General features: G+C 61.7%; 22 protein-coding genes. 5 read left to right on the top strand and 17 right to left on the bottom strand.

Features of this window, described 5'->3' with window-relative positions:
* Positions 1 to 10 precede the first annotated feature (10 nt).
* The gene (locus I0K07_RS03030; RefSeq protein WP_203291190.1) at positions 11 to 670 is read left to right on the top strand and encodes a DUF484 family protein; all 660 of its coding nucleotides are present in this window, start codon (positions 11 to 13) and stop codon (positions 668 to 670) included.
* On the top strand, positions 652 to 1,587 hold the full coding sequence (locus I0K07_RS03025) for a tyrosine recombinase XerC (RefSeq protein WP_203291189.1): 936 nt from the start codon (positions 652 to 654) through the stop codon (positions 1,585 to 1,587). Before I0K07_RS03030 ends, I0K07_RS03025 begins: the two co-directional genes overlap by 19 nt.
* A 4-nt stretch (positions 1,588 to 1,591) precedes the next feature.
* Here I0K07_RS03025 and I0K07_RS03020 read toward each other — a convergent pair whose 3' ends face one another.
* The 10 genes from I0K07_RS03020 to truB form a co-directional block, all read right to left on the bottom strand.
* Positions 1,592 to 2,146 carry a GNAT family N-acetyltransferase gene (locus I0K07_RS03020; RefSeq protein WP_203291188.1) on the bottom strand — a complete coding sequence of 185 codons (555 nt, stop codon included), beginning with the start codon at positions 2,144 to 2,146 and terminating at the stop codon, positions 1,592 to 1,594.
* 218 nt (positions 2,147 to 2,364) lie between these two features.
* The gene (lpdA, locus tag I0K07_RS03015; protein WP_203291187.1) at positions 2,365 to 3,765 is read right to left on the bottom strand and encodes a dihydrolipoyl dehydrogenase; all 1,401 of its coding nucleotides are present in this window, start codon (positions 3,763 to 3,765) and stop codon (positions 2,365 to 2,367) included.
* Between the two features lie 111 nt (positions 3,766 to 3,876).
* Positions 3,877 to 4,311: a hypothetical protein gene (locus I0K07_RS03010; protein WP_203291186.1), complete on the bottom strand. Its 435-nt coding sequence runs from the start codon at positions 4,309 to 4,311 to the stop codon at positions 3,877 to 3,879.
* Positions 4,312 to 4,385: 74 nt separating this feature from the next.
* Positions 4,386 to 4,814, bottom strand: a complete 429-nt coding sequence (locus I0K07_RS03005) for a hypothetical protein (RefSeq protein ID WP_203291185.1) — start codon at positions 4,812 to 4,814, stop codon at positions 4,386 to 4,388.
* Positions 4,815 to 4,896: 82 nt separating this feature from the next.
* Positions 4,897 to 5,343, bottom strand: coding sequence for a hypothetical protein (locus I0K07_RS03000; RefSeq protein WP_203291184.1), 447 nt, complete (start codon positions 5,341 to 5,343; stop codon positions 4,897 to 4,899).
* Between the two features lie 138 nt (positions 5,344 to 5,481).
* Positions 5,482 to 7,008 carry a 2-oxoglutarate dehydrogenase complex dihydrolipoyllysine-residue succinyltransferase gene (gene odhB / locus I0K07_RS02995; protein ID WP_203291183.1) on the bottom strand — a complete coding sequence of 509 codons (1,527 nt, stop codon included), beginning with the start codon at positions 7,006 to 7,008 and terminating at the stop codon, positions 5,482 to 5,484.
* A 32-nt stretch (positions 7,009 to 7,040) separates the two neighbouring features.
* Complete coding sequence (locus tag I0K07_RS02990) at positions 7,041 to 10,016, bottom strand: 2-oxoglutarate dehydrogenase E1 component (RefSeq protein ID WP_203291182.1); 2,976 nt, start codon at positions 10,014 to 10,016, stop codon at positions 7,041 to 7,043.
* Between the two features lie 231 nt (positions 10,017 to 10,247).
* Positions 10,248 to 12,386 (bottom strand): polyribonucleotide nucleotidyltransferase, encoded by a 2,139-nt coding sequence (pnp, locus tag I0K07_RS02985; RefSeq protein ID WP_203291181.1) that lies wholly within the window; start codon positions 12,384 to 12,386, stop codon positions 10,248 to 10,250.
* Between the two features lie 29 nt (positions 12,387 to 12,415).
* Entirely contained in the window at positions 12,416 to 12,685 is a 270-nt protein-coding gene (gene rpsO / locus I0K07_RS02980) for a 30S ribosomal protein S15 (protein WP_203291180.1), read from the bottom strand.
* 29 nt (positions 12,686 to 12,714) lie between these two features.
* Entirely contained in the window at positions 12,715 to 13,671 is a 957-nt protein-coding gene (gene truB / locus I0K07_RS02975) for a tRNA pseudouridine(55) synthase TruB (RefSeq protein ID WP_203291179.1), read from the bottom strand.
* Between the two features lie 182 nt (positions 13,672 to 13,853).
* On the opposite strand from truB, the gene I0K07_RS02970 reads away from it, so the two are divergent.
* Positions 13,854 to 15,167: a serine hydrolase domain-containing protein gene (locus I0K07_RS02970; RefSeq protein ID WP_203291178.1), complete on the top strand. Its 1,314-nt coding sequence runs from the start codon at positions 13,854 to 13,856 to the stop codon at positions 15,165 to 15,167.
* A 6-nt stretch (positions 15,168 to 15,173) separates the two neighbouring features.
* Here I0K07_RS02970 and rbfA read toward each other — a convergent pair whose 3' ends face one another.
* Positions 15,174 to 15,581, bottom strand: coding sequence for a 30S ribosome-binding factor RbfA (rbfA, locus tag I0K07_RS02965; RefSeq protein WP_203291177.1), 408 nt, complete (start codon positions 15,579 to 15,581; stop codon positions 15,174 to 15,176).
* 144 nt (positions 15,582 to 15,725) lie between these two features.
* Between rbfA and I0K07_RS02960 the strand changes: the two genes are divergently transcribed.
* Positions 15,726 to 16,187, top strand: a complete 462-nt coding sequence (locus I0K07_RS02960; protein ID WP_203291176.1) for a nuclear transport factor 2 family protein — start codon at positions 15,726 to 15,728, stop codon at positions 16,185 to 16,187.
* A 55-nt stretch (positions 16,188 to 16,242) separates the two neighbouring features.
* Here the strand turns inward: I0K07_RS02960 and infB are convergent, their stop codons facing one another.
* From infB to rimP, 4 genes are all read right to left on the bottom strand, one after another.
* Positions 16,243 to 18,825, bottom strand: a complete 2,583-nt coding sequence (gene infB, locus I0K07_RS02955) for a translation initiation factor IF-2 (RefSeq protein WP_203291175.1) — start codon at positions 18,823 to 18,825, stop codon at positions 16,243 to 16,245.
* Positions 18,826 to 18,966: 141 nt separating this feature from the next.
* Positions 18,967 to 19,587, bottom strand: coding sequence for an RNA-binding protein (locus I0K07_RS02950; RefSeq protein ID WP_203291174.1), 621 nt, complete (start codon positions 19,585 to 19,587; stop codon positions 18,967 to 18,969).
* Positions 19,588 to 19,600: 13 nt separating this feature from the next.
* Entirely contained in the window at positions 19,601 to 21,313 is a 1,713-nt protein-coding gene (nusA, locus tag I0K07_RS02945) for a transcription termination factor NusA (protein WP_203291173.1), read from the bottom strand.
* Between the two features lie 31 nt (positions 21,314 to 21,344).
* Positions 21,345 to 21,884, bottom strand: coding sequence for a ribosome maturation factor RimP (gene rimP, locus I0K07_RS02940; RefSeq protein ID WP_203291172.1), 540 nt, complete (start codon positions 21,882 to 21,884; stop codon positions 21,345 to 21,347).
* Positions 21,885 to 22,107: 223 nt separating this feature from the next.
* Here rimP and I0K07_RS02935 point away from each other — a divergent pair, with 223 nt between their 5' ends.
* The gene (locus I0K07_RS02935) at positions 22,108 to 22,770 is read left to right on the top strand and encodes a hypothetical protein (RefSeq protein WP_203291171.1); all 663 of its coding nucleotides are present in this window, start codon (positions 22,108 to 22,110) and stop codon (positions 22,768 to 22,770) included.
* Here the strand turns inward: I0K07_RS02935 and trmB are convergent.
* Both trmB and I0K07_RS02925 read right to left on the bottom strand, forming a co-directional pair.
* The gene (trmB, locus tag I0K07_RS02930; protein ID WP_203291170.1) at positions 22,767 to 23,453 is read right to left on the bottom strand and encodes a tRNA (guanosine(46)-N7)-methyltransferase TrmB; all 687 of its coding nucleotides are present in this window, start codon (positions 23,451 to 23,453) and stop codon (positions 22,767 to 22,769) included. The genes I0K07_RS02935 and trmB overlap by 4 nt on opposite strands.
* A 56-nt stretch (positions 23,454 to 23,509) precedes the next feature.
* Entirely contained in the window at positions 23,510 to 23,935 is a 426-nt protein-coding gene (locus I0K07_RS02925) for a helix-turn-helix domain-containing protein (RefSeq protein WP_203291169.1), read from the bottom strand.
* Between the last annotated feature and the right edge of the window lie 78 nt (positions 23,936 to 24,013).

Raw genomic sequence — 24,013 nt, 5'->3', positions numbered from 1 at the left:
AGAGACAGGCATGAGCGCACCCAATCCAGACGACGTCCGCGCATTCCTGATCGCGCATCCGGACTTCGTCCGCGAGGATGCCGAACTTCTGGCCCTGCTCGCCCGCACCGGCGGGGATGAGGGTGTTGTTGATCTCGGCACGGCTGCCCGCGACAAGCTTCTTGAAGAAGTCCGCCAGCTCAAGGCGCTGAACTCCGGCATTGTAGAAACAGCGCGGGCCAATCTGGCGACCCAGTCCCAGATTCACATGGCGGTGCTGGCCTTGCTGGAAGTGGACAGCCTGGCGGCGCTCGACCGGAAAATTTCCAGCCGCCTCACAGGCACGCTGGGCGTGGATGTCTGCCGGCTGCTGATCGAGGGGCATGCCCCGCTGCGCAAGAGCGAAAGCATTCTGGGCGCCTCGGAGGGCTTCGTCTCGGAAATCCTCGGCGACAAGGTGGAGCGGCTGGGCCCGGTGGACCCGGAAACAGCCCATGCCCTTTACGGACAACAGGGCGCGCGCGTGAAAAGCGAAGCCATTGTCCGTCTCGATTTCGCGGGCCATGACGGGCTGATGGCCCTGGCAGCGCGGGATGCCCAACTCTTCCAGACCGGGCAGGGCACGGAATTGCTCAATTTCCTGGCCCGCGCGATCGAGCGCATGATCATCCAATGGCTGCACGCGAACTGACGACCGCCCTCTCCGAGGCCCTCGGCGCCTTCTACGCACACCTGGCTGGCGAGCGCCGTCTGGCAGATCGCACGCTGGACGCCTATCGCCGTGACCTGAACGGGTTCGCCGCTTTCCTGACGGCCCATCTTGGACAGACTATCACCCTGGCAGACCTGCCCGGCCTGAAGGCCAGCGATTTCCGGGCCTGGATGGCCGATCGCCGCCGTGACGGCCTGTCACCACGCTCTCTCGCCCGAGAATTGTCGGCCGTACGCACCCTGTTCGGCTATCTCCAGCGCCGCTGGCAGATCGAAATTCCGGCCCTGTCCCTGGTGGAAAGCCCCAAACATGCGCCGTCCAAACCCAAACCAGTCAGTGAAGACGCGGCTCGCGCCCTGATCGCGGAAACCGGCGCACGGGACGTCCCCGATTGGATCAAGGCGCGGGATGCCGCACTCCTCATCCTGCTCTATGGCTGCGGCCTTCGGATCTCGGAAGCCTTGAGCCTGACGCGGTCCGATCACCCCATGGCTGACAGCCTTCGCATCACGGGCAAGGGCGGCAAGACCCGGCTGGTCCCGGTACTGCCAGCGGTCAGGGAAGCCTGCGACGCCTATCTCCGCCTCTGTCCTTTTGCATTTGAGCCCGATGATGCCCTGTTCCGGAGCGTTCGGGGCGGCGCTTTGGCGGCACGCAGCGTCCAGGCGTTGATGCAGGATCTGAGAACGCGGCTGGGCCTGTCGCGCAATGCCACTCCCCATGCCCTGCGGCACGCCTTTGCCACCCATCTTCTCGCCAATGGCGGTGATTTGCGCGCCATCCAGGAATTGCTGGGCCATGCCAGCCTGTCGACCACGCAAGTCTATGCCGATGTGGAGACCCAGAGGCTGATGGCCGTCTATGACCAGGCCCATCCCCGCGCGGGCAAAAAGTGAAGAATCAGGCCGCAGCCTGGCTGGGCCGGTAAGACCAGGCGATCATGTCCGTGCCTTCAGCGTCATCCCGGAAGGTTCCGGTCTGAACATAACCCGCCTTTTCGAGGACACGGTGTGAGGCCGCACGGTCGACGGGCGTGTGGGCAACCACCTGTTTCACACGCTCATCGGTATGGGCCCAACTGGTCAGGGTGTTCACCCCTTCCGTCGCCAGACCCTGTTCGCGGTAGGAGGTCAGCATCGAATAGCCGATCTCCACCTTTCCGTCGGCGTCGGGCGCACCCTTGAAGCCCCCGCAGCCAAGCAGGCGGTGCATGACGGGAGAGATGTAGACCCAGCTGTACCAGCCGGCATCATCGGGATGGGCCGCGAGTTCGTCGGCCATGGTTTGCGGGTCGAACAATTCTGGCGGCCAGGAGGGTTCCGGCTCCACGCCCAGCGCCTCAAAAAAGGCCATACGATCCGTCAGCTGAAGCGCCGCGAGTTCCGGCGTCAGCGCGATCAGTCGCAATCGCGACGACACGAGTTCGATCGGCTTGGTCATCTTCGAACGATCCATGTCCCCTAGAGTGACCCGGCCCGCAACAGACATGCCCGGTTCAGGCTTTTATGCCCCAAACCCACCGGCTTGTCCGCCCCCATTCGGGCCGGAAGACCTCAATTTCTAGTGTTCGTACTGATCTCAAAACCCGAAAATCCGGGCCCTGACCCCCATGGGATCAAGCCCCTGTTAGTCTGGTTTGACGTCGGAAATACGACAATCACACCCAGTCTGGGTCAGGATTGCATGGTCCAGCCTTCCACACCCATCGCCGCCTGGCGGATGGCTTCCGTCAGCGTCGGGTGGGGATGGCAGGTGCGCGCGACATCTTCCGAAGCAGCCTGGAATTCCATGGCCAGGCAAAGTTCGCTGATCATCTCGCCGACATTGGCACCGATCAGATGGGCCCCGAGAATTTCATCGGTTTCCGCATCGGCCAGGATTTTCACAAACCCGTCTGTCGCGTGATTGGTGCGGGCGCGGGAATTGGCCTGGAAGGGGAATTTGCCCTTCTTGTATTTGCGGCCTTCCGCTTTCAGCTCGTCTTCCGTCTTGCCGACCGAGGCGATCTCCGGCGCGGTGTAGACCACGCCCGGAATGACGCCGTAATTCACATGCCCGGCCTTGCCGGCAATGCGCTCGGCACAAGCCACGCCCTCATCCTCGGCCTTGTGGGCCAGCATCGGACCGTGCGTACAGTCACCGATCACCCAGACATTCTCGGCCGAGGTGCGGAAGTGATCATTGGCAATGAAGCCGCGCTGATCGGTTTCAATGCCGACCGTTTCCAGGCCCAGGCCGACCGTATAGGGGCGGCGGCCGATGCAGACCAGGACCGTATCGGCCTCGAGCGTTTGCGCTTCGCCACCGGCGGCCGGCTCGATGGAAAGCTTGAGCACATCGCCGGACGTGTCCACACCCGTGACCTTGGTCGACAGATGGAAGTCCATGCCCTGTTTGGCAAAGGTGCGCTGGGCCGTCTTGGCCAGCTCACTGTCCATGCCCGGCAGGATACGGTCGAGATATTCGACCACGGTGACCTCTGCGCCCAGTCGGCGCCAGACGGAGCCGAGCTCCAGCCCGATGACACCGGCTCCGATGAGGACCAGCTTGCCCGGGACCTTTTCCAAAGAGAGAGCACCCGTGGAGGACACAACGCGCTTTTCGTCGATCTCGACACCCGGCAGAGGCGTCACCTCTGACCCGGTCGCGATCACGATATGCTTGGTGTTCAGGGTTTGCTGGCCGTCCTTGGTTTCGACCTTCACCTGACCCTGGCCGGCAATCCGGCCCTTGCCGATGATGTAATCGACCTTGTTCTTCTTGAAGAGGAACTCGATCCCCTTGGTCAGCCCGTCAACGGCTTCATCCTTCTGGGCGAGCATTTTGTCGAGATCCAGGGAGAGACCACCGGTCTGGATCCCCAGCGCCTCGAATTCCGTTCCTGCAGCTTCATAAAGCTCCGAGGCGTGCAGCAGCGCCTTGGACGGAATACAGCCCACATTGAGGCAGGTACCGCCCAGCGTGCCGCGCATTTCAACGCAGGCGACCTTGAGACCCAGCTGTCCGGCCCGGATTGCACAATTATAGCCGCCAGGGCCGCCGCCGATGATCACGACATCATAGGTCTCGGACATGGGTCGCCTCTCATTTCGCCGATGAACGCTTCAAGGGCCTATATGCCTATGAATTGGCCTGAAAGTAAGGGGGTGTTAGCGCTCATTTCAGTGCAGGGAAACGCTTCGGGATCACACCGCATGCCGGGGATCGAAATACCCGGTCTGGCGCAGGACGAGCAAGCCCAGCAGCGCGATGAGCAGTCCGGCATTGATCAGCCAGTCCACCGAAGCATGGGCGAGCTGGTCATAATTGGCGTGCATGGAATAGCTCAGCCAGCTCCCGATATCGAGAACGAAACCAATAACATAAACGATGACACACAAGGGGTGGCGAAAGGCAATGAGCACCACAGACAGGGCGTAAGCCAAGGGGCTGGCCAGCGTCGCGGTCAGCTCGACCGGGTTGAGCTGGGAGATGACGATCACATGATCGGGGTCGATGCCATAGGCGTCCGCTTGTCCGGTGAGCACCAGAAACACGCGCAGGACCATGCGTAATTGATTGACTGCCCAAAGTGCCACGCCGGCGAAAACCATCCAGCGCACGATATTCTGCCAGCCCACGGCAGCCCTTCCGATACACTCGCCCAAGACCCGGATCATAGACCGGAACGGACCCGGCGCAATCCGGTTGTGTATCAGGACTGTTTTGGGGCGAAATAGCCGCGTTGACGCAAGGTGATCAGCCCCATCAGGGCGATCAGCAAACCCGTATTGATCACCCAGTCAAAATTCGATTGCTCAATCTGGTCATAGGCCGAACTCATCGAATAGCTCAGCCAACCGCCCAAGTCGCACAGTAGCGCGGCCCCGAAAACCGGGAGGCAAAACCGGTGGCGCAGGCCAATCAAAATGCTGGCGGCCATGTAGAGTGGAGGATTGAGCAGTGACAGGGTCAGTTCCAGAGGGTTGAGCCCGACGATCACTTCCACATAGCTGCGGTCCAGGTCGCGCAGGTCTGAGTATCCCGCGAATATCAGAACCGCATCAAAGAAGTATCGGAGCTGGATTACGGCCCAGATCGAAACCCCGGCGAAAATGATCCAGCGCGCCCATCGATCCAGCACTCTTCCAACCTCCCTCTCCTGGGTCAAAAGACTAACGCGATCCGGACAGCGATGCGAAGCAACCCGTGCAGGCGCGTTGGGCCTAGTGATGCGTCTTTTTCGGGCGTGCAAACACCCAGCTGCCGGCCAGCAACATCAGACTGATCACGCCCAGATCAATGGCGTTCAGGGTCCATTCGACCAGATTGGCATTGCCGTAATAGGCCCGGTCCATGCCCGGCTGCTGGAACCAGAGGAGCGACAGGATGAAATCCGTGGCAAAGGCGACAACATAGCAGGCCAGGGCCAATCGCATGCGCAGGACAAGAAGCAGGGCTGACAGGGTGTAGAGCCCAACAAAGCCGGCCCAGACCTGATAATACCAGAGCGGTAGCCCCATCAGGACATGCCCGAGCGTTTCCTCGATCGCGATATAATTTCCATGACCGAAACGGAAGATCAGCGTGCCTGTGCACAACAGGATGGCATAGGCAGCCCGCAATACCACCAGGCCCTGAAACGCCCGCAACGCTATTCCACTCACACGCATACCGCACTCCCCACGGATCGGGATAACCCAGTCCGCGAGACAAGGGACGCATAAAGAGATTTGCCGGGACGCGTCAGCTGGCACGCAAAAGGGCCGCCCCGTCGGGACGGCCCTTTGTGTGTCATGGCAAGGCCGAGACTAGAGGTCGAACAGCATGCGCTGCGGGTCTTCCAGGTTTTCCTTCACCCGCACGAGGAAGGTCACGGCCTCCTTGCCGTCCACGATGCGGTGATCATAGGACAGGGCAAGATACATCATCGGCTTGATAACGACCTGGCCGTTTTCCGCCATCGGACGCTCCTGGATCTTGTGCATGCCCAGAATACCCGACTGCGGGGCATTCAGGATCGGCATGGACATCAGGGATCCGTAAACACCGCCATTCGAGATGGTGAAGGTCGCGCCCTGCATGTCCTCTATGGACAGCTTGCCATCACGGGCCTTCTTGCCGAGGCGGATGATGTCTTTCTCGATTTCGGCCAGCGACATCTGGTCGGCATCGCGCACCACCGGAACCACCAGACCCCGGTCCGTGCCGACAGCCACGCCCATGTCGTAATAATTCTTGTAGATGATATCCGTGCCATCGATCTCGGCATTCACGGCCGGGATGTCCTTGAGGGCGTTGACGCAGGCCTTGATGAAAAAGCTCATGAAGCCCAGCTTCACGCCGTGCTTGGCGACAAAGCTTTCCTGGTGCGCCTTGCGGGCCGCCATGATCGCCGACATGTCCGCTTCATTATAGGTCGTCAGGATCGCGGCCGAGTTCTGGGCATCCTTCAGGCGTTTTGCGATCGTCTGGCGCAGACGCGTCATGCGGACCCGCTCTTCACGCGGACCGGTTTCACGCGGCGCGGACGGTGCGGCTGGAGCCGGAGCAGACGGCGCAGCCGCCGGTGCCGGTGCAGACGCCGGAGCCGGAGCCGGAGCGGCAGCGGCTTTCAGGGCGTCGCCCTTGGTGATTCGGCCATCCTTGCCCGTGCCGGCAATCGATGCGGCATCCAGCTTGTTTTCCTCGATCACGCGCTGGGCGGACGGCATGGTCTTCGCGTCGCCCGACGGCGCAGACGCTGGCGCTGCAGCGGGTGCCGAAGCCGGAGCCGAGGCACCCTCGGTGATTTTCGCCACGGCATCGCCCGGCGCGACCGTATCACCCTCACTCACCAGCAGCTCGGCAACAACGCCGGCGACCGGAGAGGGGACTTCAACGGCGACCTTGTCGGTCTCGATCTCGACCAGCGCCTGGTCGATCTCCACCGTGTCGCCCACCGCGACCAGCCAGGAACCGATCTGGCCTTCCGTCACGCTCTCACCCATTTGCGGGACAGTTGCCTCGACGGCAGCGCCACCGGCGGCCGGGGCGCTATCGGACTTCGCCGGTGTTTCATTAATTTGCGCGGTGTCTTCGCTGGCCTTGACCGGGGCTGCACCCCCCGATTCAAGCGTCGCCAGTTTCGCGCCGATTTCCACCGTATCGCCTTCCTGGGCGAAGATATCGCCAATGGTTCCATCGGCTTCCGCGCGAACTTCAACGGCCACCTTGTCCGTTTCCAGCTCAACCAGGACATCATCCTTGGAAACAGCATCACCGGCCTTCACCTGCCAGCTGCCAACGGTCGCTTCGGTCACACTCTCACCGAGCTGAGGAACAATGATATCAGTCATTTAGCTCTCGTCCTTCGAACTGGAGCGATGCGTCAGGCCAACGCTTCGTCGACCAGCGCTTCCTGTTGCTGCTTGTGTTTGGAAAGAATACCCGTCGCCGTCGATGCCGTCGGCACCCGGCCCACATAACGCGGCCGCTCAGCGATACCTTCAATCTTTCCAAGAACATACTCGATATTGGGCTCGACGAATGTCCAATAGCCCATATTGCGCGGCTCTTCCTGGCACCAGACGATTTCCGCATTCGGGAATCGCGCCAGTTCCGCCATCATCGCCTTGTACGGGAAGGGATAAAGCTGCTCGACCCGCATCAGGTAGACATCATCAATCCCGCGCTCTTCCCGCGTTTCCAGCAGGTCGTAATAGACCTTGCCCGTGCACAGCACGACGCGGCGGATTTTCTCATCCGGCTGCAGCGAGATGGAGGTCTGCTGGATTTCGCCTTCCGGACGGAATTTGGCATCCGCATCATCCCACAACAGACGGTGGAAGGAGGATCCCGGCCCCATTGCGGCCAGCGTGGACACGCAACGCTTGTGACGCAGCAGGCTCTTCGGCGTCATGATCACCAGAGGCGACCGGAAATTACGGTGGATCTGGCGGCGCAGGATATGGAAATAGCTCGCCGGCGTGGAGCAGTTGGCGACCTGCATATTGTCCTCGGCGCACAATTGCAGGAAGCGCTCCGGGCGGGCGGAGGAGTGTTCCGGACCCTGGCCTTCATAGCCATGCGGCAGCAGCATCACCAGGCCCGACATGCGCAGCCATTTGCGCTCACCGGAGGAGATGAACTGGTCGATGATCACCTGGGCGCCGTTCACGAAATCGCCGAACTGGGCTTCCCACATGACCAGCGTGTTCGGCGCTGACAGCGAATAGCCATACTCAAAGCCCAGAACCGCTTCTTCCGACAGCATGGAGTCGATGACTTCATACTTCTTCTGGTCTGCCGACAGATTATTCAGCGGCGTGTACCGTTCGGCCGTTTCCTGGTCGATAATGTGGGAATGGCGCTGGGAGAAGGTGCCGCGACCGCAGTCCTGACCGGAAAGACGGACCGGGAAACCCTCGGTCAGCAGCGTGCCAAATGCCAGGTGCTCGGCCGTCGCCCAATCAATGCCCTCACCCTTTTCGATCGCGTCCCGGCGCCCATTGAGCACACGCTTGAGCGTCCGGTGGATGTTCACATCATTGGGAATCTGCGTCATCGCCAGACCGACTTCACGCAGGCTTTCCATCGGTGCCGACGTGTCGCCGCGGCGCTCATCATCTTCCGGCAGACCCAGACCCGACCAGCGGCCATCCAACCAGTCTGCCTTTTTCGGTTCGAATGCCTTGCCGGCCTCGAACTCGTTTTCCAGGAAGACGTCGAAATCATTCTCGATCGCTTCCGCCTCGGCAGCCGTCAGAACGCCTTCAGCAATCAGACGCTCCTGGTACTTCTTACGGACCGGCGGCATGTCATTGATGATGCGGTACATGATCGGCTGGGTGAAGGTCGGGTCATCGCCTTCATTGTGGCCGTAGCGGCGGTAGCAGATCATGTCGATCACCACGTCCTTGCCGAACAGCTGGCGGTATTCCGTCGCAATCTTCGTGGCGTGGGTCACCGCTTCCGGATCATCGCCATTCACGTGGAAGATCGGTGCCTGCACCATCAAGGCCACATCGGACGGATACGGGCTGGAACGGCTGTCCTTCGGGTCGGTGGTAAAGCCGATCTGATTGTTCACGATGAAGTGGATGGCGCCGCCCGTACGGTGACCGCGCAGGCCCGACAGGCCAAAACATTCCGACACCATGCCCTGGCCAGCGAAAGCCGCATCACCATGCAGCAAGAGCGGAAGAACCGATGAACGCGGCGTACCGGGCTGCTTGCGGCAATTGTCTTCCTGCTTGGCGCGCGCCTTGCCCAGAACGACCGGGTCAACCGCTTCCAGGTGGGACGGGTTGGCCGTCAAGGAGAGGTGAACCTTGTTGCCATCGAATTCACGGTCGGACGACGCACCAAGATGGTATTTCACATCGCCGGAGCCGAACTCGTCCTCACCCTGGGTATTGCCGCCCTGGAATTCGTGGAAAATCTGGTGGTAGGGCTTGCCCATCACCGCCGCCAGAATGTTCAGGCGTCCGCGGTGCGGCATGCCGATGATGATGTCCTCGACACCCATCGCACCGCCACGCTTGATGATCTGCTCCAGCGCCGGAACCATGGCTTCACCGCCATCGGCACCAAAACGCTTCGTGCCCGGATAGCGCTTGTGCAGGAATTGCTCGAAGCGCTCGCACTCGATCAGCTTGGACAGGATCGCTTTCTTGCCCTCGGGCGTGAAGGAAATGTCCTTGTCCGGCCCTTCAAAGCGCGCCTGCAGCCAGGCTTTTTCTTCCGGGTTGGAGATGTGCATGAATTCCACACCGACCGGGCCACAATAGGTGCGCTTGAGAATATCGAGCATCTGCCGCGGCGTGGCTGTTTCCAGCCCCAGATAGCCGTCGATGAAGATCTCTTCGTCGAGCGCGGCCCCCGTGAAGCCATAAGTCGCCGGATCGAGCTCGGCCTGATAGCCGAAATCCGTGAGACCGAGCGGGTCGAGGTCTGCGGCCAGATGGCCCCGCATGCGGTAGGCACGGATCATCATGATGGCGCGGATCGAATTCTGGGTCGCGCGGCGCACTTCGGCCGGATCGGCCTGGGCACCGGCATGCTCAGCCACCTTGTCGACCATCGCGGCCTCATCCGGGCCGATATCGCCGAGCGCGGAAACCAGTTCGCCATTAGCCGGACGCGGCCAGTCGGCGCGTTTCCAGGCCGGGCCGCGAGCGGCATGGCTGACATCACCAGCAGCATCGCCCATGGCGTCGAAGAAGGATTTCCAGCTCGCGGGAACCGAGGATGGGTCCTTGGCATAGGCGGCGGCCATCTGCTCGAGATAGACGGCATTGGCGCCCTGAAGGAAGGACGTATCCAGGAAGGACTGGTTTTCGGGGGATCGATTATGGTCAGACATTTGGGGGGAGACCTGAGTCAGGAGTGTGTCTGTATGTGTCGCTACACAGTGAGGGTTAAGCAATCATCTAATCCGAAAGTCCATGACACAGTACCGTTTTGCATGGGTCTGCTGCCAAGATGCTGACAGAACAATATCCCCGGATACACCCACACAGCACCCGGCCCGCGCACGAAAAACCCCCGCGGACCAGGTCCGCGGGGGTCTTCATTTCTCAGCGTGTGAACCGGCTTATTCAGCCTGTTCAGCCGCCTCTTCCTTGGTGATCTCTTCACCGGTCTCCTGGTCGACGACTTTCATCGACAGGCGGACCTTGCCGCGATCATCAAAGCCGAGCAGCTTCACGAAGACTTCCTGGCCTTCGGCCACGACGTCAGACGGATGCTTCACGCGCTCATTCTTCATCTGCGACACGTGGACGAGACCGTCCTTCGGGCCGAAGAAGTTCACGAAGGCACCAAAGTCCATGACCTTGACGACCTTGCCCTTGTAGATCTGGCCTTCTTCCGGCTCAGCCGTCAGACCGTGGATCCAGTCGAGGGCGGCCTTGATCGAGGCAGCGTCCGACGAGGACACCTTGATCACGCCGTCATCATTGACGTCGACCTTGGCACCGGTGGTTTCAACGATCTCACGGATCACCTTGCCGCCAGAGCCGATCACGTCACGGATCTTGTCCGTCGGGATCTGGATGGTTTCGATGCGCGGAGCGAACTCGCCCAGCTCGGTGCGGGCTTCGCCCAGCGCCTTGCCCATCTCTTCCAGGATGTGCATGCGGCCGCCCTTGGCTTGTTCCAGGGCCGTCTGCATGATGTCCTTGGTGATGCCGGCGATCTTGATGTCCATCTGCAGCGAGGTGACGCCTTCAGACGTACCGGCCACTTTGAAGTCCATGTCACCGAGGTGATCTTCATCACCCAGGATGTCGGACAGGACAGCCACGCCTTCCGGATCCTTGATCAGACCCATGGCGATACCGGACACCGGACGGGTGATCGGCACACCGGCATCCATCAGGGCCAGCGAGGAACCACAGACCGTCGCCATCGAGGACGAGCCGTTGGACTCGGTGATCTCGGAGACGAGACGGATCGTGTAGGGGAAATCCTCATGCTTCGGCAGCACAGCGCGCACGGCCCGCCAGGCCAGCTTGCCGTGTCCGATTTCCCGGCGCCCCGGAGCGAGACGGAAAGACGTCTCACCAACCGAATACGGCGGGAAATTATAATGCAGGAGGAATTTCTCTTTGTACGTACCGGTCAGGTCGTCGATGAACTGCTCGTCTTCGCCGGTGCCCAGCGTGGCCACAACGAGGCCCTGGGTTTCACCGCGCGTGAACAGCGCCGAACCGTGCGTACGCGGCAGGATGCCGGCTTCCGACACGATCGGGCGAACCTGATCGAGCGAACGGCCATCGATACGCTTGCCGGTCTTGATGATGCCGCCACGAACGATGGAGCTTTCCACCGATTTGAGGACATCCTTCAGCACCGTACCCGGGATACCGTCCGGACGCTCTTCCGTCAGGGCCAGGGCTTCAACAGCCTTGGTCTTGGCAGCGCCGACAGCGGCGTAGCGCTCGGTCTTGTCCGTGATGGTGTAGGCCGCGGCTAGGTCGGCTTCGACCAGTTCACGAACCTTGGCTTCTTCCGCCGAGTAATCAGCCGGGGTGTAGTCCCACGGCTCCTTGGCGGCGCGTTCGGCCAGCTTGATGATCATCTCGATGACCGGCTGGAAGGCTTCATGGCCTGCCACGACAGCACCCAGCATGACTTCCTCGGAAAGCTCCTTGGCTTCCGATTCCACCATCATCACGGCATCGGTCGTGCCGGCGACGACGAGGTCGAGGGCACTGTCTTCCATCTCGTCGACGGCCGGGTTGATGACGTATTCGCCATCGATATAGCCAACGCGAGCGGCACCGATCGGACCCATGAAGGGCAGACCGGACAGGACCAGCGCGGCGGACGCGCCAACCATGCCGACCACATCCGGGTCATTTTCCATGTCATGGGACAGGACGGTGATCATCACCTGGACTTCATTCTTGAAGCCCGGCGCGAACAGCGGACGGATCGGACGGTCGATGAGACGCGAGGTCAGCGTCTCCTTTTCCGTCGGACGGCCTTCGCGCTTGAAGTAACCACCGGGGATCTTGCCTGCGGCAAAGGTCTTTTCCTGGTAGTTGACGGTCAGGGGGAAGAAGTCAGCCCCCTCTTTGACCTGCTTGACGCCAACGGCGGTGGCGAGAACCGTGGTCTCGCCATAGGTCACCATGACCGCGCCGTCTGCTTGCCGGGCGACCCGCCCGGTTTCGATCGTGAGCGGGCGACCCGCCCACTCGATCGTTTCTTTTTGAATATCGAACATATCGTCTTTCGTACGGATAGCGTCGCGGATTAGCGGCGCAGACCAAGCTTCTCGATCAGAGCCTGGTAACGGCTCTCGTCTTTCTTCTTGAGGTAGTCGAGAAGGCGGCGGCGCTGGGAAACCATTTTAAGAAGGCCGCGACGGGAGTGGTTGTCCTTCTTGTGGGTCTTGAAGTGCTCGGTGAGGTTGGCAATCCGTTCGGACAGGATGGCCACCTGGACTTCCGGCGAGCCCGTATCGGACTTGCCACGAGCATTGTCTTTGATCAGCGCGGATTTGCGCTCTTGCGTAACCGACATCGTGTTCTCCTAAAACTCTTTGTCGCCCCTTACGGGGTCAGGTTGAAAACACGCCAGGGCTGGAACCGTCCGGCCCGGGCGTCGCCGATTGCCACTGCCTTGTCCTCGCAAACTGCCAAGGCCGAAAAACTGCAGTCCCGATCCGCTATGAAAAGCGGACGTCGCTGCGATTTCAGCTCTTGCGCCTGACGCGGGAGCAGGACGATCGGTCGTCCTTGCTTCAAGTGGAAGGCTTCCTCCTCAGTCACGGCCAGTGCCGGGATGTCGTCCAGCGCGGTCTGAACCGGGAGCAGAGCTTCCGAAGCGGCGCCCTTATGGGCCATTTCTTTCAACTCGTCCAGTCTTGTGGATTCTGCTTCCGCGAACCCGCCAACGCGGATCCGCCGCAAGGCTGCAACATGGCCTTCCGTTCCAAGCGCTTGGGCGAGATCGCGCGCCAGGGAACGCACATACGTCCCCTTGCCGCATTGCATTTCCAACACCGCCATGTCGGCGGTCGGACAATCAAGAAGACGCAATGCATCAATCTGGACGGTACGGGCGTCCAGCTCGAACTCCTCGCCGTCCCGGGCCAGATCATAGGCCCGCTCCCCGTCCACCTTGATCGCGGAATAGGCCGGGGGAATTTGCTGGATTTCACCAATGAAGTCGCCGAGCACGGCCTCGATGGCTGCGCGATCGGGGCGAACCTCGGACGTCGCAATGATTTCACCCTCTGCGTCCAGCGTGTCCGTGCGCTCACCCCACTTCACGGTAAAGCGGTAGACCTTGTCGCCATCCATCGCGAAAGGGACGGTCTTGGTCGCTTCTCCGAGCGCTATCGGCAGGATACCGGATGCTAGCGGATCGAGCGTGCCGGCATGTCCGGCTTTGCGGGCATTGAAGATGCGGCGAACGGCCGAGACGGCCTGTGTCGATGTCATGTCGAGCGGCTTGTCCAGGATCACCCAACCGTGGATGTCCTCGCCCTTCTTGCGACGGCCCATGGAAATCTCCTTCTCTCTCGCCGGGGTTCGGACCCGGTCGTGAAAGCGCGGGCTGATAGACCAGCTCTGCCCAACCTGCAAGCAACAAGCTGCGGCATGGGATTTCCCCATGCGACCCCCTCGAAGCCGGCCGGGGATTGTCCTAGTCTCTCCGGAAATCTCCTCCTGCGTCCGGTCAAACCATGCATTTCATGCGCTCCAGTGCCCTTCTCATCCTTCTCTGGTGCCTCGGAACGCTTTCGGCCGCGGCCCAGATTGATCCCTCCACACTGGCGGCAAGGATTGAATCCAGCCTGGGCGGCCTGGCTGAAGCCCGTGACGTGTCGGGCATCATCGTTTTCCGGACCGGAGATGGCCCCATACAGCAGGTCGCGCTGGGTTATGCCGACTGGGAGACGGGCGCGCGCTTCACAGACCGGACCCGCTTTCCGGCAGGCGGCATCACGCAAACCTTCCTTCACGCTCTGACGGAGCGCCTGATCGAGACGGGACAGCTGGATCTCGATGCACCGGTTTCCCGTTATCTGCCGGAACTGCCAGGTGCGGCCAGCCTGACCGTAAACGATCTGATCCACAGCACCGGCGCGATTGCCCCTGGGGATGCGATGCACCTGAGCTGGCTACCCGCAGAAGCGGCACAGGCGGATCAGGCGGGACTTAACCAGGCGGTCCTTGCACGCTTGATCGAAATGGCCCGCGGGGCCCGTTTTGAAACCCTGATCGCGTCACAATGGCTGGGACCCCTGGGTCTGGATGACAGCCTTGTCCTGAATCAGCACCGTGACCTGCCCGACCTGGCCCGGGGCTATGAAGCCGGGCCGCGTCCGCTTGACCTTCGCCGGACGCCGGATCCGGTCATTCTCAAAGGCCATGACGGTCTCTACACAACCGCCCCGGATCTCCTGCGGCTTGGACAGGCTGTCCGGCAACGGCGGATCGACCTGTTTCGGCCGGATGGGCAGATGGAAGCGGGATGGCAAGTCGGCTTGCGCGAGAGCCAGGCCGTCTATTCCGTAGCAGCCCATACGCCCGGCTTTCAGACCGGCATCATTTCGATCTCACCGGGCGAGTTTGTGCTCGCCTATGCGGTCAATATCGAGTCCTATCCCGCCGCATCCCTGGAGCGCGTGCTGACGGACCTCATCTTCAATGAGGCAGTCTCGCTCCCTGTCCGGCCCGACACGGCAGCTCTCACGCCTGAGCATCTTGAAGCGGCAGGCGTCTACAACAGTATGGTCCTTGGTGAAATCGAGATTCTTCAAGTCGAAGGCGGGCTGGACATCCACCTGCCAGCATCCGGCCGGCAAGACTATCTCACGCCCGTCGCCACCGACCGGTTTTTCTGGCGCCGAACCGGTGCCTTGCTGGTTCTGGAGCGGGACATGGCAGGCCGGGTCCATCGCATCACAGGCGAACGCGTGACGGATGATAACAGCCGCCCGCTTGTTCTGAACCGAACCGATCTCCCGCCGCTCCCAACCGAAGCCGGGAACTAGCTGGGCCTATTCCTCGTCATCATGGTCCAGATCACGCTGGACCTGGGGACGTCGAAGAAGTGCATCGACATGGCTGGCCGTGTCGAAACTATTGTCCGGATGGAAGTGGAGTTCGGGCGTGAACTTCATGTCGATTTCGCGACCCAGACGCCCGCGCAAAAAGCTGGCGGCGCGGTTGAGCGCTGCGGCGACCTTGGTCTGATCACCCTTGCCGAGCGGTGCGACATAGACCTTGGCCTGGCGCAAATCGGGGCTGGGCCGCACTTCAGTGACAGAAATCAGCACACCTTCTAGGTCGGGATCACGCATCTCCTCGCGGGCGAGAATGTCGACCAGAGCATGGCGTACCAGTTCGCCGGCGCGCAGTTGGCGCTGGGAAGGGCCTTTGGATTCATTGCGATGCTGCCGGGCCATGACGGCCTCCATTCTCTGGGTCTTCAAAGCGGGGCGCGGGATGTACGCCGACCAGCGGACAATAGCAAGGCCTAGCTCTCGCAAGCGTGAAGTGCCTTGGCGGCGCCCTTCGCCTAATCCTGACCTGATTGAGGGGAGAACACCATGATTGCCATTCTGACCACACTGGCCCTGGTCCAGTCCGGTATCACGGACACATCAAGCGAGACCCACCAGATCGCCGAAACCTATATGCAAGCGTATCAGGAACAGGACCTGGACCTGCTGCAAACGCTCTATGCCGATGATGCGGTCTTCCTGGACCCGACCTCTGGCGATGTCCTGCCAATCACACCGCCCATCCACTGGGAAGGCCCGGACGCCATCATTGCCGGTCTGCGCAGCTGGGGCACGGCCCGCATGACCTACACGCTGGACCGCAGCTTCAATGCGTCAGGCCGCTTCGTTTATGAAGGCGTGTCCAATGTGGTCTACGCCACACCGGAGGGTGAGCGCGTCTACCAATTCCCGATCATCACGATTGTGACCATCGAGGACGGGGAGGTGACCGAACACCGGGACTACACGGATTATGACGGGATGCGCGAAGTTACCGCGGCACCCTGACCTTCATGAAAAAGGGCGGCCCGAGAGCCGCCCTTTGTCCATTTGACCTGCCGGATCAGTCTTCCAACTTGCGAGCCACTTCGACGACCTCGAAACATTCGATCATGTCGCCAGGCTGGATGTCTTCGTAACGCTCGAAGGCCATGCCGCATTCTGTCCCGGACTTCACTTCCGAAACCTCATCCTTGAAGCGCTTCAGCGTCTTCAGCTTGCCCTCGTGGATCACCGTGTCGTCGCGCAGCAGGCGCACGCCACAACCGCGCTTCACCACGCCTTCGGTCACGCGGCAACCGCCGACCTTGCCGACCTTGGTGATGTTGAAGACTTCGAGGATTTCGGCGTAGCCGATGAAATCTTCGCGCTTCTCCGGCGAGAGCATGCCCTCGATCGTGTTCCGCACATCATCGATCACATCATAGATCACGGAGTAGTAGCGGATCTCGACGCCTTCACGCTCGGCCATTTCACGGGCCTGCTTGTTGGCGCGGACGTTGAAGGCAAAGATCGGGGCACCCGAGGACTTCGCCAGCAGGACGTCACTTTCATTGATACCGCCCGGAGCGGCATGAATGACGCGAGCGCGCACTTCCTCATTGCCGATCTGCTCCAGAGACTGCTTGATCGCCTCGGCCGAGCCCTGAACGTCGGACTTGATCAGCAGCGGCAATTCCTTGGTCTCGTCCTGCTTGAGGCGCGCCATCATCTGCTCCAGAGACGCACCGCCGCTGGCCAAGGCCCCGGCATCACGCTCCTTGCGCTGACGATAATCGGCGATCTCGCGGGCACGGGCCTCATTCTCCACCACGGCGAAGACTTCACCCGGCTCCGGTGCGCCATCCAGGCCCAGGAGCTCGGCCGGAACCGACGGTTCGGCCTTGTCGAGCTGCTGGCCGCGCTCATTGACGAGCGCACGGACACGGCCCCACTGGGCGCCAGCGACAACAATGTCACCGCGCTTCAGCGTACCGCGACGGACCAGAACGGTGGCGACCGGGCCGCGCCCCTTGTCGACCTGGCTCTCGATCACGATGCCGTCCGCTTCGCGGTCCGGATTGGCTTTCAGGTCAAGCAGTTCGGCCTGCAGCGAGATGGCTTCGAGCAATTCGTCCAGGCCTTCGCGCTTCTTGGCGGAAACGTTCACGGACTGAACATCACCGGACATGGCTTCCACGACGATCTCATGCTGGAGAAGGTCGGTGAGCACCTTGTTCGGATCGGCACCCGGCTTGTCGCACTTGTTCACAGCCACGATGATCGGCGTACCGGCCGCCTTGGCATGATTGATGGCTTCAATCGTCTGCGGCATGACCGAGTCATCCGCAGCAACGACCAGGATCACGATATCGGTCGCCTCGGCACCACGCGAACGCATGGCCGAGAAGGCTGCGTGGCCCGGCGTATCCAGGAAGGTGATCTTGTCACCGGTCTTCACCTGGATCTGGTAGGCACCAATATGCTGGGTGATGCCACCGGCTTCACCCGACGCCACGTCGGACGAGCGCAGCGCGTCGAGCAGCGAGGTCTTGCCGTGGTCAACATGGCCCATGACGGCCACGACCGGCGCGCGGGAGACCTGATTTTCAACCGGATCATCATCCGTGATGAAGCCTTCCTCGACGTCTGCCTCAGACACACGCTTGATGATGTGGCCGAATTCCTCGACGACGAGCTCAGCCGTATCCGCATCGAGCACATCATTCATGCGGACCATCTGGCCCTGCTTCATGAGGTATTTGACGACGTCGACAGCCCGTTCCGCCATACGGTTGGCCAGGTCGGAAACGGTAATGGCTTCCGGCACAACGACTTCGCGCTGGAATTTGTCACGGCCGCCCGTCGTATCCTGGCGGCGCTGCTTTTCGCGTTCGCGGGCGCGGCGCACAGAGGCGAGCGAACGTTGACGCTCCTCGTCACCGTCCAGGATGTTCTGGATGGTCAGCTTGCCGCGGCGCCGATTGTCCGTCTTGGCACGGGCCGGCTGGGCCTTGGCCGGAGCGGAACCGCCGGCTCCACCCTTGCGCTTGACCCGGCCACCCATGGCTTCCAGCGCAGAGGCGGCGTCATCGGCATCACTGGCTTTCTCGCGGCGCGGCTCTTCCTTGGCCGGCGGCGCCTTGCGGCGGGGCTCGTCATCGCTGCGGCGAGCAACTTCGGCCTCTTGCGCTGCACGTGCCGCATTTTCCTCAGCGACGCGACGCGCTTCGTCTTCAGCCTTGCGGCGTTTTTCGTCCTCGGCCTCACGGGCTTCGCGCTCGCGCTGTTCTTCCAGCTGGCGGCGCTCATCCGCAGCGCGCTGGGCGCGGGCCTCGGCCTCTTCTTTTTGCTTGGCTTCGCGGTCAGCCGCCTCTGCCCGGGCCCGGGCAATCGCGCGCTGACGGGCAACCAATTCCTCTTCGGACAGACCCAGCTGACGTGCCTTGGCCGCCAAGGCGCTTTCGCCGCCCTTGCCGCCCGCTGCACCCGCCTTGCCGGCGGCCGGAGTCCCGTCCTTGCCCGGAGTCGCCACGCGCTTGCGCTTCTTCTCCACCACCACGGCCTTGGAACGGCCGCGCGCAAAACTCTGCTGCACGGTGCCCGGACCGGATCGTTTCAAAGACAGCGGCCGGCGGCCGGACTTGTTGTCGTCTGCGTCGCTCATACGAGCCTTCCAAAATCGGCTTCGTTCCACGCTTCTTCCCGGTAGCCGAATGCCGGAAAGGCGCACTGTTCAAACCTGTCACCCGGTTCGAAGGCTCGCTAAACTAGCCAGCTCCGCACCGGACGCAACCGCTTGCGCGGTTCATTCCGCATCTTGCCGCCCATCCATGCCGGCCGGATCGAGGACACGGAAACCGGAGAGTTTCCGCATCACCACCGAGAAAGCCCGCGCCTGCGAGCCCTCCGACATGCTGGCGTGGACCGTGGGTCCGCGCCCGAGCGCCTGGCCGATTTCCTCGGCCAGAAAACATCCAGCAACCGGGACAGTGTCGCCCCAGGCCGCCTTGGCCAACCGGTCGAGCTTCGACCGGCCGTCCGGCGCCGCGTCGCTGGCCTCGATACGCCAGGCCGGCCGCGTCGCCTTCATCGCCAGCCGCACGGCATCCTGGCCGGCGGCAAGCTCTCCGGCCCGTCGCGCCAGACCGATCAGGTTCAGGGCGCGCTGGGCCAACAGGGCTTCGATCTGCCCCGAAAAATCATCCGGCACATCGACCGGGCCTCCGAAAGCCCGGTTGAAAGCCTTCTTCTTGACCGCCTGGTCGATCAGCGCCCGTTGGGCGCCGACCCAGGCCCCGCGGCCCGGCAAGCGAGCGGCCAGGTCCGGCACGATCGCATTGTCCGGACCCAGGGCGATCCGGATGAGATCAGCTTCCTCGCCGACCTCACCCGTGGCGACACAGCGCCGTTCGCGGTCCTTTTTCATCCTGAGCCCGACGTCAGTCGGCCTCCTTCTCCGCCTCGGCCGCTTCATCCAGGTCCAGACCCAGAGCTTCGGCTTCGGCTTCAAGGGCAGCCAGGTCCATGTTCGACACGTCGAACTCGTCCTCGCCCTCGGCCTCCATTTCGACCTCTTCGACTTCCGGCTGCGGCAGGTCTTCCTCGGAAATCCAGCCGGCCGAAACCCGGGCCCGCATGATCATCATTTCGGCATCTTCTGCGGAAAGATTGAATTCTTCCAGAATGCCCGGCTCACGCACACGCTCGCCATTCTTGGTTTCGAACCAGCCACGCAAATCGTCCGTCACCAGGCCGGCCAGATCGTCGACGGTCTTGACGTCGTTCTCACCCAGCTTGACGGCCATGGCGAGGTCGACACCTTCGACTTCAAGCACGGCATCTTCGACACCGAGCTCCTTGCGCTTGGCGTCCTGTTCAGCGGCGAGGCGCTCCAGATAATCGCGCGCACGCGCCTGGATTTCCTCGGCCGTGTCTTCGTCGAAGCCTTCGATCACAGCGATCTCGCCGAGATCGACATAGGCGATCTCTTCAACATCGGTGAAGCCTTCGGTAGCCAAGAGCTGGGCAATCACCTCGTCAACATCAAGAGCCGCGATGAAGAGCTGGGTGCGCTCGGCGAATTCTTTCTGACGGCGCTCGGACTCTTCTTCCTCGGTCAGGATGTCGATCGACCAGCCCGTGAGCTGCGAAGCGAGGCGGACATTCTGGCCGCGACGGCCGATGGCGAGCGACAGCTGCTCGTCCGGCACCACGACTTCGATCCGCTGGTCTTCCTCGTCCAGCACGACCTTGGCGACTTCCGCCGGCTGCAGCGCATTGACGATGAAGGTGGCCGGATCGTCGGACCACGGAATGATGTCGATCTTTTCACCGGCCAGTTCGGACACCACGGCCTGCACACGCGAACCGCGCATACCGACACAGGCACCGACCGGGTCGATGGAACCGTCATTGGAGATCACGGCAATCTTGGCGCGCGAACCCGGGTCACGGGCCACGGACGGGATCTCGATAATGCCTTCATAGACTTCCGGCACTTCCTGCGCGAACAGGGCAGCCATGAAGTCCGGATGGGCACGGGACAGGAAGATCTGCGGACCGCGGACTTCCTCACGCACATCATAGATGTAGGCGCGGACGCGCTCATTGTTCTGCAGGTTTTCCCGCGGAATGCCGTCAGCGCGGCGGATAATGCCTTCGGCGCGGCCCAGATCGATGATCACATTGCCGTATTCGACGCGCTTGACGATGCCATTGACGATCTCGCCAACACGATCCTTGTACTCGTCGAACTGGCGCTGGCGCTCGGCTTCGCGAACCTTCTGCGTGATGACCTGTTTGGCCGTCTGCGAGGCGACACGACCGAATTCGATCGGCGGCAGTTCATCGGAGAAGACCGTGCCGATTTCGGCAGACGGATCAATCTTCTTGGCCTGGTCCAGCGTGAGCTCCTGGCTCTCGTTCTCGACCTCTTCCACGACCGTCATGTTACGGGTCAGCGACAGCTCGCCCGTCTTCGGGTCGATCTTGGCGCGGATGTCGTTTTCGGCACCATAGCGCGAACGCGCAGCCTTCTGGATCGCCTCTTCGATGGCCTCGATGACGATGGTTTCGTCGATCGATTTCTCGGCGGCGACCGCACGGGCGATCTGCAGCAATTCGAGCCGGTTGGCACTTACACCGATGCTCATCGGGCAATTCCTTCAAAAGCATAGAGCGACATCATTCGTCTCCTTCAGTCTGCGTCGGGGCGGAACCGCCTCGCGCTTTCAAATCCGCCTCGATCAAGGCGTCTGTCAAAACCAGTTTGGCTTCGGCGATCCAGTCGAACGGGATAAGCGTGGTGTCTTCCTCGCCTTCCATGTCGAGCAGGACATTGCCGTCCTCGGTGCCGGCCAGAATTCCCTTGAACCGTTTACGCCCCTCAGCGAGACGGTCCAGCTCGATCCGGACTTCATAGCCTTCCCAGCGATCGAAATGCGCCAGCGCGGTGAGCGGGCGGTCGATACCGGGGGAGGAAATTTCCAGATCATACTCGCCGGAAATCGGGTCCTCGACTTCAAGCACATCGGACAAGGCGCGGGAAAGGCGAGCACAATCATCCACATCCACGCCGACACCATCGAGACGGTCGGTCATGATCTGCAGGCGCGTCTTCTTGCCCGACATCACGCGGACCCGCACGATTTCCAGGCCGAGATCTTCGGCCACGGGTTCGGCGAGTGCCAGAATGCGATCGTCCTGAGGCGTCTTGGTTTTCAAAGCGTCTGGGCCCGTTTTTCCAACAAAAAGAGCGGCCGCCGAAAGCGACCGCTCGAAAGCATCATCCGATGCGATCGAACATGTAATGCGGCGCTTATACGCCGGATTGGGCGTCAAGGCAAGACGGCGATCAGTGAGCCCCGGACGCAGCCAGCCCCTACCAAAGCGTAAGTCGACGCCCACAATTCCCCCGCTAGGATGCGTGAAAAGGGGACTTAATTTAATGAAACCGATCTCAACTGCCGCCGTGCTGGCCTCCGCTCTGGTGATGGCGCCCACTGCCGTGGCCGAAGATCCGTTCGACAGCCTGCCCGAGCCGACACAGGCCGCGCTGATCGCCTGCGATGTGGATGCGGATGAAACCAACACCCTGCTGGCCCTCGACCCGCGTGCCTTTGACCAGGATTTCTCCGGCGGCTGGCGGCCGATCGGGGATCGCGGATGCCATGAGGCCGCCGCCGGTCTGATCCTGGCCTATATCGAGCACACGGATTACAGCCTCAGTGACGGCCATGTCCGCCTGATGCGCTGGCATGCCGGTCAATCGCTGGGCTTTGCCGAGGACTATTCCGCCGCGATCCCACTGCTGGAAACCACCTACCAACCCGCCGAAACCGCCGATCCGACCTGGAATCTCTATGTCGAGGCGACGCTGGCCTTCCTGAACCGGGACCGGGCCGGTCTGGAAGATGCAAGGGACCGGCTGGCTGTTATTCCTGTCTCTGAGGAAGAACAAGCCGCCCGGCGGCAATTCCTGCGGGACAATCCGCGCATCCGCATGCCGCGCGGCTTTGTCACCGAGCCGGACAATCTGCCTGTGGTGAACCGGTTGCTGGATTGTTTCGACGCCGACTACCGGTCCGCCTATTTCGGGGAGTGTGACTAGACCCGCACCCAGTCCATGAAGACCGGAGCACAATCACCCAGCCCCTTGGTTTCATAGCGGGTGGTGATGTGGTCGGCCGGCGGGATGCGCCAGTCATCGGCCTTTGACGCCTGCCAAACGAAACGATCATCGAATTCGAACTCGGCCATGCAATGGTCGGCATAGGATTTCACATCCGTCGCGATCCGCAGTTGGCCACCCGGCTTGAGCAGGCGGGCGAAATCATCGCGCGTGTTCGGCTGGACGAAACGGCGCTTGGCGTGGCGCTTCTTGTGCCAGGGGTCGGGGAAGAGCAGGAAGATCCGGTCCAGCGTGCCATCGGCGAAGCGTGGCAGGGCCTCGCGGGCATCACCGCGCCACAGGCGAACATTGTCCAGATCCTTGTCCTCGACATAGGTCATCGCCTTGGCGACACCATTGAGGAAGGGTTCGATCCCGATATAGCCGTGATCCCGGTGACGGTCGGCCTGGGCGGCCAGATGTTCGCCACCGCCAAAACCGATTTCCAGGATATGGGCCGAACGGTCCGGAAACAGGGCGACCGGATCGATCGGACCGTCCTCCGGCAGGGTCATGCCCGGCAGGCGGTTGTCGACAAGGCCCTGCTGGCGCGCCGACAGGGGTTTGCCCTGGGAGCGGCCATAGAGGCGGAATTCGGGTCGGTCTTCAGGCGGCAAATTCATGCGCGCGATCTAGCGGTTTGGCCCGCCAAAGAAAAGCCCCGCGCGGCGGTGACGGCTCAGCCGGACACCATTTCATCGGCTTCACTGGCCAGGGTGCGCACCAATTCCAGCACCCGGCGCCGGACCTTGGCGTCCTGGATGCGCGAAAAGGCCTCGGCCAGGGAAACGCCATCGGAACTCTGGATGAAGTCATAGACCAGCGGGGTCTGGTCGTTTTCGGCCACACCGGTTTGCGCCATTTCCTCGCCCAACCCTTCAAAGAAGAACTGGACCGGGACATTGAGCACACAGGAGAGCCGGTAGAGCCGGCTGGCCCCCACGCGATTGGCACCGCGCTCATATTTCTGGACCTGCTGGAACGTCACGCCCAGCTCGTCCCCGAGCTTTTCCTGGCTCATTTTCAGCAATTGCCGCCGCAGGCGGATTCGGGCTCCGACATGGATATCTATCGGATTGGGTCCCCGGGGGTTGGGTCTGGCCATCGAAACACCTCGAATTCCAGTTGTGCAAAAGGACCTTAGCCCGACGAAACTACCACAACCATGGCGTGGGTCCATAAT

This window comes from Maricaulis parjimensis (genome assembly GCF_016817355.1).
In the GTDB taxonomy this organism is placed as follows: Bacteria; Pseudomonadota; Alphaproteobacteria; order Caulobacterales; family Maricaulaceae; genus Maricaulis; species Maricaulis parjimensis.
The sequence above is the reverse complement of the archived record's forward strand: the minus strand, read 5'-3'. Positions and strand labels throughout refer to the sequence as shown.